The 12,420-nt window shown below is 65.8% G+C and carries 18 protein-coding genes; all 18 read left to right on the forward strand.

All coding sequences use genetic code 11. The features are described 5' to 3' along the window. Positions 1 to 72 precede the first annotated feature (72 nt). The 18 genes from ACX9MN_RS06360 (at position 73) to ACX9MN_RS06445 (ending at position 12,417) form a co-directional block, all read left to right on the forward strand. Entirely contained in the window at positions 73 to 315 is a 243-nt protein-coding gene (locus tag ACX9MN_RS06360; protein ID WP_314070615.1) for a helix-turn-helix domain-containing protein, read from the forward strand. A 114-nt stretch (positions 316 to 429) separates the two neighbouring features. Continuing rightward, complete coding sequence (locus ACX9MN_RS06365; RefSeq protein ID WP_018429587.1) at positions 430 to 705, forward strand: DNA -binding domain-containing protein; 276 nt, start codon at positions 430 to 432, stop codon at positions 703 to 705. 119 nt (positions 706 to 824) lie between these two features. Beyond that, complete coding sequence (locus tag ACX9MN_RS06370; protein WP_489723988.1) at positions 825 to 1,115, forward strand: transcriptional regulator domain-containing protein; 291 nt, start codon at positions 825 to 827, stop codon at positions 1,113 to 1,115. Further along, positions 1,090 to 1,584 carry a DUF2285 domain-containing protein gene (locus ACX9MN_RS06375; protein ID WP_092160964.1) on the forward strand — a complete coding sequence of 165 codons (495 nt, stop codon included), beginning with the start codon at positions 1,090 to 1,092 and terminating at the stop codon, positions 1,582 to 1,584. The genes ACX9MN_RS06370 and ACX9MN_RS06375 overlap by 26 nt, the downstream gene beginning before the upstream one ends. A 138-nt stretch (positions 1,585 to 1,722) precedes the next feature. Further along, positions 1,723 to 2,004 (forward strand): helix-turn-helix transcriptional regulator, encoded by a 282-nt coding sequence (locus ACX9MN_RS06380; protein ID WP_018429589.1) that lies wholly within the window; start codon positions 1,723 to 1,725, stop codon positions 2,002 to 2,004. A gap of 11 nt (positions 2,005 to 2,015) precedes the next feature. After that, a complete protein-coding gene (locus tag ACX9MN_RS06385; protein ID WP_489723989.1) occupies positions 2,016 to 2,903 on the forward strand; it encodes a replication initiator protein A in 888 nt (295 codons plus the stop codon). Between the two features lie 208 nt (positions 2,904 to 3,111). Continuing rightward, entirely contained in the window at positions 3,112 to 3,750 is a 639-nt protein-coding gene (gene parA / locus ACX9MN_RS06390; protein ID WP_489723990.1) for a ParA family partition ATPase, read from the forward strand. Beyond that, on the forward strand, positions 3,747 to 4,001 hold the full coding sequence (locus tag ACX9MN_RS06395) for a ribbon-helix-helix protein (protein ID WP_092160967.1): 255 nt from the start codon (positions 3,747 to 3,749) through the stop codon (positions 3,999 to 4,001). Before parA ends, ACX9MN_RS06395 begins: the two co-directional genes overlap by 4 nt. Then, positions 3,998 to 4,516: a DUF2840 domain-containing protein gene (locus tag ACX9MN_RS06400; protein WP_489723991.1), complete on the forward strand. Its 519-nt coding sequence runs from the start codon at positions 3,998 to 4,000 to the stop codon at positions 4,514 to 4,516. Before ACX9MN_RS06395 ends, ACX9MN_RS06400 begins: the two co-directional genes overlap by 4 nt. Next, entirely contained in the window at positions 4,513 to 5,058 is a 546-nt protein-coding gene (locus tag ACX9MN_RS06405; protein WP_489723992.1) for a S26 family signal peptidase, read from the forward strand. The genes ACX9MN_RS06400 and ACX9MN_RS06405 overlap by 4 nt, the downstream gene beginning before the upstream one ends. Positions 5,059 to 5,103: 45 nt before the next feature. Continuing rightward, positions 5,104 to 5,451 (forward strand): DUF736 domain-containing protein, encoded by a 348-nt coding sequence (locus ACX9MN_RS06410; RefSeq protein WP_066115925.1) that lies wholly within the window; start codon positions 5,104 to 5,106, stop codon positions 5,449 to 5,451. 3 nt (positions 5,452 to 5,454) lie between these two features. Beyond that, positions 5,455 to 6,216 (forward strand): lytic transglycosylase domain-containing protein, encoded by a 762-nt coding sequence (locus ACX9MN_RS06415; RefSeq protein ID WP_489723993.1) that lies wholly within the window; start codon positions 5,455 to 5,457, stop codon positions 6,214 to 6,216. A gap of 244 nt (positions 6,217 to 6,460) precedes the next feature. Next, entirely contained in the window at positions 6,461 to 8,200 is a 1,740-nt protein-coding gene (locus ACX9MN_RS06420) for a relaxase/mobilization nuclease domain-containing protein (RefSeq protein WP_489723994.1), read from the forward strand. A 25-nt stretch (positions 8,201 to 8,225) separates the two neighbouring features. Continuing rightward, a complete protein-coding gene (locus tag ACX9MN_RS06425) occupies positions 8,226 to 10,211 on the forward strand; it encodes a conjugal transfer protein TraG (RefSeq protein WP_292510100.1) in 1,986 nt (661 codons plus the stop codon). An 8-nt stretch (positions 10,212 to 10,219) separates the two neighbouring features. Next, positions 10,220 to 10,654, forward strand: a complete 435-nt coding sequence (locus ACX9MN_RS06430; protein ID WP_242222627.1) for a CopG family transcriptional regulator — start codon at positions 10,220 to 10,222, stop codon at positions 10,652 to 10,654. 217 nt (positions 10,655 to 10,871) lie between these two features. Continuing rightward, entirely contained in the window at positions 10,872 to 11,807 is a 936-nt protein-coding gene (gene trbB / locus ACX9MN_RS06435) for a P-type conjugative transfer ATPase TrbB (RefSeq protein ID WP_428833432.1), read from the forward strand. Further along, positions 11,804 to 12,136, forward strand: a complete 333-nt coding sequence (locus ACX9MN_RS06440) for a TrbC/VirB2 family type IV secretion system protein (RefSeq protein ID WP_242222623.1) — start codon at positions 11,804 to 11,806, stop codon at positions 12,134 to 12,136. Before trbB ends, ACX9MN_RS06440 begins: the two co-directional genes overlap by 4 nt. Beyond that, complete coding sequence (locus ACX9MN_RS06445) at positions 12,136 to 12,417, forward strand: VirB3 family type IV secretion system protein (RefSeq protein WP_489723995.1); 282 nt, start codon at positions 12,136 to 12,138, stop codon at positions 12,415 to 12,417. The genes ACX9MN_RS06440 and ACX9MN_RS06445 overlap by 1 nt, the downstream gene beginning before the upstream one ends. Positions 12,418 to 12,420 lie beyond the last annotated feature (3 nt).

A 12,420-nucleotide genomic window follows, 5' to 3' on the forward strand; every position in this document is an offset into this window, starting at 1 on the left:
ATTCCTAGCAAGAACGACTATTATAGCCGTAGTTCTGGCGCTCGCGTAGGTCCGAGTGGGAGGTGATCATGCATGATCACCGCCCGACAATCACGGGCCGCACGCGCGTTGCTCGGCTGGACACAGGAGACACTCGCTGACAAGGCCCGGGTATCACTGACCGCGTTGAAGCGCCTTGAATCCGACAGCGGACTCGAGGTGTACGAATCAACACGCGATCAGGTCCGTCGAGCCTTTGAAGGCGTTGGCATCGTCCTGCTCAACTCCGGCCAAAGCGTGGGAGTGATGCTGGTTGGTGACAAGGACAACCCTTGACGACTTTTTCGGGCGAACCCGTCCGACCATCCTGATTTTGCGTCAAACCGCGGCGGTGTGGCGCGGGATATCATTACGGTTAACAAACCGCTCCAGATTGGATACGAATGACTCGTGGGGCTCATCGTGACCAACGCAGAATATCTGGACGAACCGCCGCTCGGCGCGGCGCTCACCGCCTATGACCAGGCGCATCTGAAGCTGTACCTGAGGCTGCTCGACGCCGAGGCGGACGGCGCGACCTGGGAGGAAGTCGTGGAGCTTCTCTTCGGCCTCGATCCCGCAGCGGACCCCAACCGTGCTGCGAAAATTCATGCCGCTCACCTCGCTCGCGCGAAATGGATGACCGAAAACGGCTTTTGCGAGCTTCTCGGCCCCCGCCTCCATTGAGGTGATGCAGAACCTGCATCACGTTGATCCGACTTCGTTCTTCCCACGCCACGCTCAACTTGGGATCGTGACCGCTGCTTGACTCGCGTTGCGTCATAATTTCGCGGAGGCGGTGGAGGATGTCCGAAGATGAAAGTTGGCGGTCTGAGACCGCCTACAACTATATCGACAATCTAACTCCGGGTGACCTTGCCTGGGAATTCCTGCGCCGAAACCCCGGCTACCGGAAAGCCTATCAAGAGCTTGTGTCCAGCGGCCGACTCTCACTCGAAACGGCCGAAGAATTTGCGAACCTATGGGGGTTGCGATTTCGGCGCCGACCCTCTCATCGCGGCTCATGCCCAGCAGATTTTTTGGACCCCTCAAGTCGATCCGTCGGCAATAATGTTCGCCGCAGGTCCGCGCCCTGAAGGGTTTTCCATCACTGCCGACGAGTTACGCCTCCGTACCATATTCCAGCACGACCCTGCTCATCTCAGGCTCGATATCCGCGGCGAGCAGTATGATGTCACGCTCGCAGACCCGCAGGACGAGAACCCGCTCGCGGCGATGGTCATGTTCGATGCCCTCACACCGGATCGACAGACCGCGCTGACCCGGTTCTGGAGCGCGATCAAAGGCAAGCGCGTCCCGAACGACCCTCGAATGACGCCGCAGCGCCGCGAGCGCGCGCGCCAAATGCTGCGTGCGGTCGATGGACGTCGTGCCGGCGCGACATATCGATCGATCGGGGAGGTTCTGTTCCCTGGTCATAGAATCGACGCCGCCTCCTGGGCCGGGGACGCGCTGCGCGAAATCACGATCCGGCTGGCGCGCGACGGCGTGAAACTCGTTGAAGGCGGCTACCGCTCCCTCCTGCACCGACCCCGCCGATCATAGCCCGCCATCGACCGCCTGCGGCGTGTCGAAACTAGATTCCTATCTCCGACATCGTCCGACCCACCGCCTTCACGCCACCGTGCTCTCGAACCGCCGCCTGACGGCAGCGGCCCCCGATGAGACCACGGAGGCTCGACAATGGCCGATACGACCGCCGGCATCCCGCCACGCTACCTGCGCACGCAGGAGGCCGCTCGCTTCCTCGGACTGTCCGAGCGCACTCTGGAGAAGCACCGCACCTACGGCACCGGCCCGTCTTACAGGAAGCTCGGCGGCCGAGTCGTCTACGCCATAGAGGATCTCCAGACGTGGGCCGATCGCGGCCTCGTCAGTTCGACCTCTGATCCGCGCGGCACGGTGCTCCCCGCCAAGCGGCAGGAGCCGTCGGATCGCCGCTTCGCCGGCCGCCAGCCGCGCTGAGACGACACGCCATGTCGTCCCGTCACACACAGCACGACGAGCGTGCGCAGCTCGATCTGTTCCGGGCGCTGCCCGGCGATCTCGCGCCGCGCGACGCGCAGGACCTCATGGCCTATCCGTTCTTCTCGCTTGCCAAGTCGAAGCGCCTGACGCCGATCGACTTCAAGGCGGGTTCGATGAAAATCCGTGTCGAAGCCGTGCCCGAGCACGGCATGGCGACGATCTGGGACGCGGACGTTCTGATCTGGGCGGCCTCGCAAATCGTCGAGGCCCGTGACGTCGGCCTGCGCCCGTCACGCCTGATGGCGACCACGCCTTACGAGATTCTGAACTTCATTGGACGCGGTGTCTCGCTGCGCGATTACGACCGGCTTAAGGCCGCGCTCGACCGCCTCCAGTCCACCACCATAGCGACCTCAATCCGCCAGCCGACCGAGCGGCGGATGCACCGCTTCTCCTGGATCAACGAATGGAAGGAGCGAGCCGATCACCGCGGCCGCCCGCTCGGGCTCGAACTGATCGTGCCGGACTGGTTCTACGCCGCTGTCCTCGATGACGCGCTAGTTCTGACGATCGACCGCAACTATTTCAGGCTGACCGGCGGTCTGGAGCGCTGGCTCTACCGCCTCGTGCGCAAGCACGGCGGCAAGCAGGAACACGGCTGGAGCTTCGACTTCCCGCATCTCCACGCGAAGTCCGGCAGTCTCTCGCCGCTCAAGCATTTCGCCTACGACCTGCGCGACATCGTGCGCCGCCAGCCGCTGCCGGGCTATCGCCTGACCATCGAGCAGTGCCTCGGCGGCCCCGAAATCCTGTCCTTCGTACCCACCAATCCCGACGCGCTCGGCATCCCGCGCCGCCGTCGCCGCTCGACAACTCGACCTGGGGATAAGCTGTGAATCATCTCGTGCTATCAGGGACCGGCGCTATCGTGCCATCGGGGACCGGACTCTCGTGCTATCGGGGACCGGAATCGTCTATTCATCGCGCTGAATCAGCAGCTTGCCAGCCCCGTAACTTATCTAACCTAGATTCCTACGGAATCGTTCTAACGGACCCCGCTTTTTCGACCGCTGTGGACGAGTCCCCGATCGCCGGGAGACCGTCATGATCGTCGCGTTCCTCAACCAGAAGGGCGGCGTCGGAAAGACGACGCTCGCCCTCCATCTCGCCGGTGAATGGGCTCGGCATGGGCAGCGCGTCACGCTGATCGACGCCGACCCACAGGGATCGGCGCTCGACTGGTCACAGCAGCGCGGCCGGGAGGGATTGGAGCGGCTGTTCGGTGTTGTCGGCCTGGCTCGCGACACGCTCCACCGCGAAGCGCCGGAGCTGGCGCGCGACGTCGATCATGTCGTCATCGACGGACCGCCGCGTGTTGCCGGTCTTATGCGTTCGGCGCTGCTGGCTGCCGATCTTGTACTGATCCCGGTGCAGCCGTCACCGCTCGACGGCTGGGCGTCGGCCGAGATGCTGACGCTGCTCAGCGAAGCGCGGATCTATCGACCGGACCTCAAGGCGCGGTTCGTACTCAACCGCTGTGCAGCCCGCACGATCCTCGCCCGCGAAATCGCTGAGACGCTCGCGGAACACGATCCCCCGCCGCTCCTCACTACCATCGGTCAGCGCATCGCCTTCGCCGATGTCGTGCAGACCGGACGGCTCGCGGCCGAGCAGGACGAGACATCGCCCGCCGCGCGGGAGATTGCCGCGCTCGCCGCCGAAGTCACGAGGATCGGGGCATGAGCGAGCGGTCCTCGAAACGCAGTTTCGCGTCCCGGCCGGCCGATCCGGAAAGCTGGATCAAGGCGCCAGACCGTCCATCGCCGCGCGCGGACCCCGCCGCCGAATTTACCGCCAGGCTGACGATCGACGTCACCGCCGACATGCGCGGCCGGATCAAGATTGCCGCCTTCCAGCGCGGACAGACGGTCGCCGAGATGCTGCGCGCGCTGTTCGAGCGCGAGTTCCCCACCAGCGAAGGAGAGCCGCGATGATCGGTGTCGCCGACCCGTCGCTGCGCAGCGGCTTGCCGCCAGCGCCAGCGGCCGATGCACTGACCCATGTCGAGTTGACGTGGGTCGAGAAGAAGATCGAATTCTGGATCAGGTTCGGCCGCGAGATCGCCGAACAGATCCTCGACCGCCGCCGACGCGTCGTGTCGTTCGCACCGGACAGTGTTTTCGCCTTCGTTCGCTGGACCTCCAACGACTACGGCACCGCACTTTCTCGGCTCGACATCGTGCGCGCCGTCGGTGCGGGCGAGCGCTGCCACACCCTGCCATTCGTGCGCCCCGGCGGCGACATCCTGTTGCGCGCCGATGGCTGGCCGAAGGTCGAGCGCGTGCTCCAGCTCGTCGATGCTATCGAGGCGCGCGGCATCGATGCGATCGACGTTTCGCCCGATCACTGGCGACACGTCCACAACCGTCTGACGGCCGGTGAAGCACCGCGCGCCTACGACGCGCAGCAGCATCGCGCCTTCCTCCTGCGCCGGAGGATCATGCCATGAGCCGCTTTGGATACGTCATGACGACGTACTTCGCGGTGATGCTGATGGGCATCCTGTCGATCGTGTCGTTCGCGCCGAAGCTGATCTGGAATGCCTCCGCGAGCACGCCGATCGGCCTCTATGCCATCAGCGCCAGCGACGGATTGAAAGCGTCCGACCTCGTCGCCGTAGCGGCGCCGGAGCCGATTGCCACGTTCCTTGCCGATGGCGGATATTTGCCGCGCGGCGTGCCGCTGCTGAAGCGGGTCGCGGGTCTGCCCGGTCAACGTGTATGCCGATCCGGCCACACGATCACCGTCGACGGCCAGGCCATCGGCGACGCGCTCGATCGTGATCGCCGGGGCCGCGAACTACCGATCTGGCAGGGATGCCGCGTCATCGCCGACGACGAGCTGTTCCTGATGAACTGGCAGGTCCGCGACAGCCTCGACGGCCGTTACTTCGGCACGCTCCCCGCCAGCTCGGTCATCGGCCGGGCCACCCCCCTCTACACCGACGAGGACGGCGATGACCGCTTCGTCTGGCGCGCGCCGACGCGGTGACGGCACGCCCATGACCCCGTCCACCGCACAGCCAAGGAGAAACCCATGTCCCTCATCGGTCAATTCACGAGCGAAAATGACGGCTTCATCGGCCACCTAATGACGCTGACATTGCACCAGGACATCATCATCGTTCCGGCCGAACCGTCCGATGCCGAGAACGCGCCAGACTTCCGCGTCCATGTTCTCGACAGCATGAACAACGAAACCGGCGCGGAGATCGGTGCGGGCTGGAAGCGCACTGGCGAGAAGGCCGGCGACTATGTCTCGCTGCAGATCGACGATCCGACCTTCGGTCATCCGATCCGCGCTAACCTCTTCCAGTCCGCCGACGACAAGTCCGCCTGGGGCTTGCACTGGAATCGTCCGCCCAAGCGCGCAGAGCGGGACTGAACGATGTCGGTCCCGCTCCCCAAAGCTGTCGCCGGGCGGTCAAACACCGCCCGGCGCACAGTCCTCCTTCTCCTTTCCGGCCTTCTGCTTTCCGCACCGCTTTGCGCCAATGCGAATGCGCAGACGGTGTCCGCCGAGCGCCCCTCTCGCGTCGCTCCCTACGCCACATTCATCACCGAGGCCGCGCAACGCTTCGGCATTCCCGAGCACTGGATACGCGCCGTCATGCGCGTCGAAAGCGCTGGGGACGTGCGGGCGATCTCGTCGGCCGGCGCGATGGGCCTGATGCAAGTCATGCCCGCCACATGGGCTGATCTGCGCGCCCGTCACCGGCTCGGCGCGAATCCTTACGATCCACGCGACAACATTCTGGCAGGCGCCGCCTACCTGCGCGAGATGCACGACCGCTACGGTTCGCCGGGCTTTCTCGCGGCCTATAATGCTGGTCCCGGCCGCTATGAAGAGTATCTTGCTGGCCGTCCGTTGCCCGCTGAAACCCGCGCCTATGTCGCCGCGCTCGCGCCCATTATCGGCGGCGCAGACGCGCTTGCTCCCGTCACGGTCGCGGCCGCCGATCCCAACGCCTGGACGCGCTCGCCGCTGTTCATCGTGCAATCCGAGCGCGCCGCCACCGCTGTTTCGACGACCGGCGATAGCGCGTCGAATGAGACCCCGGTTGCAACTCCGGTGCGCGATGCCACAGCCATCGCTCCGCAATCCGCAGGCCTGTTTGTCGCCCGAAACGGCGATGGGGGGCCGCGATGACGGTGCTCGCAGTATTTCGTGGAATAGCGTGCTCTGGCGGAAGGATGGCGGTCCGAGGAGGGAGAGCAGGCAACACAACCGCACGATGGCGAGATAAAAGCGCGCGAGGTGCGGCTTGGTGCGGTCGTGTGTTTTCAGGGACTTATGGCGCATTGGCGCGAGGTGCGCCTGATCGGCGCAGCCTGCGCATCCGCCATTTCGCCAAGGATTACCGCGCGATTGCGCGATGTGCGGGGCCTCGGCCATGAGCAGCGAGGACGATTTCCGCATCCGGCCAGGCCGCATCCGCTCGACCCGCGCGCAGCAGGGGCGACCCTTCATCGCCCAAGCGCTGGCGGCTGCGCAGCGCGCCGGCGGCAGCGTCTCGCGGTCCGGCACGATCAGTTCGGGCAACCGCTCGCGTTTCGGGCGCGGCCAGCGCGCGACGGTGCAGGCCAACCGGCTGCTCACCAGCCGATCGCGCAACACCGTAATCAAGACGCGCGTCGTCCGTCATAGCGCGCGGACCACGCCGCTTTCCGCCCACCTTAGCTACCTGCGGCGCGAGGGTGTCACCCGGGATGGGGAGAAGGCGCGGCTGTTCGGTCCCGAGACCGAGGACGCCGATCCCAAGGCCTTCGCCGAGCGGACCCAGGATGATCGGCATCATTTCCGGTTCATCGTCTCGCCCGAGGACGCGACGGAGATGTCCGACCTCAAGACCTATGCCCGCGACCTGATGGGGCAGATGGAAAAGGATCTCGGCACCAAGCTCGACTGGGTCGGTGTCGATCACTGGAACACGGATAATCCGCACGTCCACATCATCCTGCGCGGGCGCACCGATGACGGCCAGGACCTCGTCATCTCGCGCGACTACATCAAGGAAGGCATGCGCGCCCGCGCGCAGGATCTCGCCACCCAAGAGTTGGGGCCGCGCACCGATCACGAGATACGCCGCAATCTCGAACGCCAGATCGAGTCGGAACGCTGGACCAATCTCGACCGCCAGCTTTCGCGCGACGCCTATCGCACCGGCGTCGTCGATCTCGCCCCGCATCCCGATCGCCAGCCCGACGAGTTCCACGCGATGAAGGTCGGCCGGCTGCGGAAGCTGGAGACGCTCGGCCTTGCGGATCAGGTCGGCCCCGGCCAATGGGTAGTATCGGAGAATGCCGAGGCGACGCTGCGCGAACTGGGCGAGCGCGGCGACATCATCAAACGCATTCATCGCGGCCTGACGGAACGCGGTATCGAGCGCGGCGCCGCCAGCTATGTGCTCGCCGGCGAGAGCCTCAACGATCCTGTCGTTGGCCGGCTGGTCGATCGTGGTCTCGACGATGAGCTGAAGGGCACCGCCTACGCCGTGGTCGATGGCACGGACGGACGGACCCATCATATCAAGCTGCCCGACCTCGACGCGGCCGGCGATAGCGCGCCGGGCTCGATCGTCGAGCTGCGCAAATTCGACGACGCGCAGGGACGCAGACGGGTCGCGCTCGCCATCCGCTCCGATCTCGACATCGAGAGGCAAGTCCATGCAACCGGCGCGACCTGGCTCGACCGGCAGGCGATCGCCCGTGAGCCCGTTCCGCTCGGCGGCGGCGGCTTCGGCGCCGAGGTGCGCCAGGCTATGGACCGCCGTGCCGACCATCTCGTTGGTCAAGGTCTCGCCGAGCGACAAACACGGGGCGTCAGCTTCTCACCCGGGCTGATCGACATGCTGCGGCAGCGCGAGGTCGACGCCCTTGGCGAGAAGCTCGCGGCCGAGACCGGCCGACAATTCTCGAAGGCCGCAACGGGCGAGTATGTGGCGGGCACCTACCGGCAGCGCTTCGCGCTCGCGTCTGGCCGCTTCGCCATGATCGATGACGGCCTCGGATTCCAGCTCGTGCCCTGGTCGCCGTCCCTCGAACGCCAGGTCGGTCAGCACGTCTCCGGCGTGTCGCACGGCGCCGGTGGCGTCGACTGGAGCTTCGGCCGCAACCGCGGCCTCGGCATGTAGCCCAATCAAGAAAGGAGTGCCCGCCATGTCGGCGACCAAAATCCTCTGGGGCCAGATCCTCACCGTCGTCCTGATCGTGCTGATGACAACCTGGGCGGCGACGCAATGGACGGCCTATCGGCTCGGCTTCCAGCCACAGCTTGGACTTCCGTGGTTCGAACTGGCCGGTTGGCCGATCTACTATCCGCCAGCCTTTTTCTGGTGGTGGTATTTCTACGATGCCTATGCTCCGCCGATCTTCATCGAAGGCGCCTATATCGCCGCGTCGGGCGGTTTCATTTCCATCGCCGTCGCGATCGGCATGTCCGTGTGGCGGGCGCGCGAAGCCAAGAACGCCGAGACCTTCGGCTCCGCCCGATGGGCCGATGCTCGCGAAGTGAGTGCCGCGGGCCTCCTGGGCGCGGATGGCGTGATCCTGGGCAAGTTCGAGCGCGACTACCTCCGTCACGATGGTCCCGAGCATGTGCTGTGCTTCGCTCCCACGCGATCCGGCAAGGGCGTCGGCCTGGTCGTGCCGTCACTGCTGACCTGGCCGGGCTCGGCCATCGTCCACGACATCAAGGGGGAGAACTGGACGCTGACGGCGGGCTTTCGATCCCGGCACGGCCGCGTGCTGCTGTTCGATCCGACGAACACGAAGTCGGCCGCCTACAATCCTCTGCTCGAGGTCCGCCGCGGCGAGTGGGAGGTCCGCGACGTCCAGAACATCGCCGATATCCTGGTCGACCCAGAAGGCTCGCTGGAGAAGCGGAACCACTGGGAAAAAACCAGCCACGCGCTGCTGGTCGGCGCCATCCTGCACGTCCTCTACGCCGAGGCCGACAAGACCCTGGCTGGCGTCGCCGCCTTCCTCTCCGACCCGAAGCGGCCGATCGACTCGACGCTCGCCGCCATGATGAGGACCGCCCATCTCGGCGAGGCTGGCCCGCATCCGGTGATCGCTAGTGCGGCCCGCGAGTTGCTGAACAAATCCGACAACGAGCGATCGGGCGTGCTGTCCACCGCGATGTCGTTCCTCGGCCTCTATCGCGATCCCGTCGTCGCCGAAGTTACACGCCGCTGCGACTGGCGCATCACCGACATAGTCGGCGGCAAGCATCCGACGACGCTCTATCTCGTCGTGCCGCCGTCGGACATCAACCGCACCAAGCCGCTGATCCGTCTGATCCTCAATCAGATCGGCCGGCGGCTCACGGAGGATCTGAACGCGAAGGGCAACCGCCACCGGCTTCTCCTGATGCTCGACGAATTCCCGGCCCTCGGCCGCCTCGACTTCTTTGAGAGCGCGCTTGCCTTCATGGCCGGCTACGGTCTCAAAGCCTTCCTCATCGCCCAGTCGCTGAACCAGATCGAGAAGGCCTACGGACCGAACAACTCGATCCTCGACAACTGCCATGTCCGCGTCAGCTTCGCGACCAATGACGAGCGGACCGCCAAGCGTGTCTCCGACGCGCTCGGCACCGCGACCGAGATGCGCGCGATGAAGAACTATGCCGGTCATCGCCTGTCGCCCTGGCTCGGTCACATGATGGTCTCGCGCTCGGAGACAGCCCGGCAACTGATGACGCCCGGCGAGATCATGCAGCTTCCGCCATCCGACGAAATCGTCATGGTGGCGGGCACCCCGCCGATCCGCGCGAAGAAGGCGCGATATTATGAGGATCGCCGGTTTCAGGAGCGCATCCTGCCGCCGCCGAATCTCGTCAAGCCGACCACTGCACGACCGGACGACTGGAGCACGCTGCCTCTTCCGGCGACACCGGTGATGGCAGCGGCCGCTAGCGGCGACGGATCGGAGGACGAGGATACGACCGACTCCGAGCGCCGGCACCAGCCGGAGTTGAGTCGCTCAAAACCCGTCGAGCCAAAGCAACCCATCGAAAACGAGTTTGAGATCGATCCCCGCGACGACGCCGACGAGGACGCCGCGCGCCTCTCGCGCATGAACCAGACGATGCGCCAGGTGGCGCGGCAGGCGTCGCTTGATCCCGGCGACGGCATCGATCTTTAGGAGGCATAATGGCGAAGCCCCCCAAAAAGCAGCGCCTGTCTGTATATCTCGAACCGGAGGTCATGAAGGCGCTCGCCGCGCACGCGGGCCGTCGTGATCAATCCCTCTCGCTGATCGCGGAAGCCGGCATCGCCTCCTTCCTGTCGCCTGATGCTGCCGAACGGCAGGAGGCTGCGACGACGAAGCGGCTCGACCAGATCGACCGGCGAATGGCGCGGATGGAGCGCGATCTCGGAATCAGCGTCGAAACGCTGGCCGTGTTCATCCGCTTCTGGCTGACGACAAACCCGCCGCTGCCGGAGCCCGCACAGGCTGCGGCGCGCTCGAAAGCAGGCGAGCGCTACGAGGCGTTCGTCACCGCCCTCGGCCGGCGACTCGCTCACGGGCCGAAGCTTCGCCAGGAGATTTCGGAAGACATCGCGCCCGCGCGCGACGCGGACTAATCACGACCGCGCCTACCACAAGTATTCCTGCGTTCCGCCGTTTCCCTGTATTTGTACGCCACAGTACGACGACCACAGCACGGTTGTTGTCAGGCCCTAATTTCTGCCTCTTCTACTCATCCCCGATCCAGGGCCGCGTGTCGCGGTCCCGCAAGAGAACGGGGACGACGTGGCGGCAACTCACCAGAAATCGGAAGCGCTCCTTCGCGGTGCCCGCATGCTGCGCACGGCCCTCGGGCCGGCGATCGCCCGCTTTCTGGAAGATCCTGCGATCGTCGAGGTGATGCTGAATCCCGATGGGCGGCTCTGGGTCGACCGGCTTTCCGAAGGGCTTTCCGATACGGGTGAGCTGCTGTCGCCTTCGGACGGCGAGCGGATCATCCGTCTCGTCGCGCACCATGTCGGCGCCGAGGTTCATCCCGGCGCCCCGCGCGTCTCGGCCGAGCTGCCCGAAACGGGAGAGCGGTTCGAGGGGCTGCTGCCGCCCGTTGTGTCCGCGCCCGCCTTCGCGATCCGCAAACCCGCCGTCGCCGTGTTCACGCTCGACGACTATGTTGCCGCCGGCATCATGGCCGCAGGTCAGGCTGAGACGCTACGCCAGGCTGTCGCAGACCGCCGCAACATCCTCGTCGCCGGCGGCACATCCACCGGTAAGACGACCCTTACCAACGCGCTGCTCGCCGAGGTCGCCAAGACCTCGGATCGCGTCGTCCTGATCGAGGATACGCGCGAACTGCAATGCGCCGCGCCGAACCTCGTCGCCATGCGGACAAAGGACGGCGTCGCTTCGCTCTCCGATCTCGTCCGCTCCTCGCTCCGCCTGCGCCCCGACCGCATTCCGATCGGCGAGGTCCGAGGTGCCGAGGCGCTCGATCTGCTGAAGGCCTGGGGCACCGGCCATCCCGGCGGCGTCGGCACCATCCACGCCGGCACCGCCATCGGCGCGCTCCGCCGCATGGAGCAGCTCATTCAGGAAGCCGTCGTCACCGTCCCGCGCGCCCTGATCGCGGAGACGATTGATCTCATCGCCGTGCTCTCCGGCCGCGGCGCATCGCGCCGCCTCGCCGAACTCGCCCGCATTGAGGGCCTCGGCTCCGACGGCGACTACCGCGTCACCCCCGCAACCCAGCCCCTCACAGGAGACCCGTCATGATCAAGCACGCCCTGCGCATCCGCCGCCATATCGCGACAGCGGTATCCGTCACATTCGTCTCATTGGCGATGGCGCCCGCCGCGCACGCGTCCGGTTCCTCCATGCCGTGGGAAGCGCCGCTGCAGTCCATCCTCGAATCGATCGAGGGGCCCGTCGCCAAGATCATCGCCGTGATGATCATCATCATCACCGGCCTGACGCTCGCCTTCGGCGACACGTCCGGCGGTGCCCGCAAGCTGATCCAGATCGTCTTCGGCCTGTCGATCGCCTTCGCCGCGTCCAGCTTCTTCCTGTCGTTCTTCTCGTTCGGCGGCGGGGCGCTCGTCTGATGGCCAACGGCGCTGACCATGACGGCGAACTGCCGGGTTTCTCGGTTCCAGTTCACCGGGCGCTGACCGAGCACATCCTGCTCGGCGGCGCGCCGCGCTCGCTCGCCATTCTCAACGGCACGCTTGCGGCAGCCCTCGGCCTTGGTCTTCGCCTCTGGCTGGTCGGCCTGGGCCTCTGGGCTCTTGGCCACTTCGCGGCCGTCTGGGCCGCCAAGCGCGATCCGCAGTTCGTCGACGTCGTGCGCAAGCATCTGCGCATCCCCGGCCACCTGTCGGTCTGAGGA

This window comes from Methylobacterium sp. 1A, from assembly GCF_058072805.1.

Coding starts and splice junctions, on each gene's coding strand:
- ACX9MN_RS06405 (WP_489723992.1), top strand. CDS start 4,513: ATGAGCCGCTTTGGATACGTCATGACGACGTACTTCGCGGTGATGCTG.
- ACX9MN_RS06420 (WP_489723994.1), top strand. CDS start 6,461: ATGAGCAGCGAGGACGATTTCCGCATCCGGCCAGGCCGCATCCGCTCG.
- ACX9MN_RS06360 (WP_314070615.1), top strand. CDS start 73: ATGATCACCGCCCGACAATCACGGGCCGCACGCGCGTTGCTCGGCTGG.
- ACX9MN_RS06395 (WP_092160967.1), top strand. CDS start 3,747: ATGAGCGAGCGGTCCTCGAAACGCAGTTTCGCGTCCCGGCCGGCCGAT.
- ACX9MN_RS06375 (WP_092160964.1), top strand. CDS start 1,090: ATGTTCGCCGCAGGTCCGCGCCCTGAAGGGTTTTCCATCACTGCCGAC.
- ACX9MN_RS06415 (WP_489723993.1), top strand. CDS start 5,455: ATGTCGGTCCCGCTCCCCAAAGCTGTCGCCGGGCGGTCAAACACCGCC.
- ACX9MN_RS06400 (WP_489723991.1), top strand. CDS start 3,998: ATGATCGGTGTCGCCGACCCGTCGCTGCGCAGCGGCTTGCCGCCAGCG.
- ACX9MN_RS06380 (WP_018429589.1), top strand. CDS start 1,723: ATGGCCGATACGACCGCCGGCATCCCGCCACGCTACCTGCGCACGCAG.
- ACX9MN_RS06430 (WP_242222627.1), top strand. CDS start 10,220: ATGGCGAAGCCCCCCAAAAAGCAGCGCCTGTCTGTATATCTCGAACCG.
- ACX9MN_RS06425 (WP_292510100.1), top strand. CDS start 8,226: ATGTCGGCGACCAAAATCCTCTGGGGCCAGATCCTCACCGTCGTCCTG.
- ACX9MN_RS06440 (WP_242222623.1), top strand. CDS start 11,804: ATGATCAAGCACGCCCTGCGCATCCGCCGCCATATCGCGACAGCGGTA.
- ACX9MN_RS06385 (WP_489723989.1), top strand. CDS start 2,016: ATGTCGTCCCGTCACACACAGCACGACGAGCGTGCGCAGCTCGATCTG.
- ACX9MN_RS06370 (WP_489723988.1), top strand. CDS start 825: ATGTCCGAAGATGAAAGTTGGCGGTCTGAGACCGCCTACAACTATATC.
- ACX9MN_RS06445 (WP_489723995.1), top strand. CDS start 12,136: ATGGCCAACGGCGCTGACCATGACGGCGAACTGCCGGGTTTCTCGGTT.
- ACX9MN_RS06410 (WP_066115925.1), top strand. CDS start 5,104: ATGTCCCTCATCGGTCAATTCACGAGCGAAAATGACGGCTTCATCGGC.
- trbB (WP_428833432.1), top strand. CDS start 10,872: ATGCTGCGCACGGCCCTCGGGCCGGCGATCGCCCGCTTTCTGGAAGAT.
- parA (WP_489723990.1), top strand. CDS start 3,112: ATGATCGTCGCGTTCCTCAACCAGAAGGGCGGCGTCGGAAAGACGACG.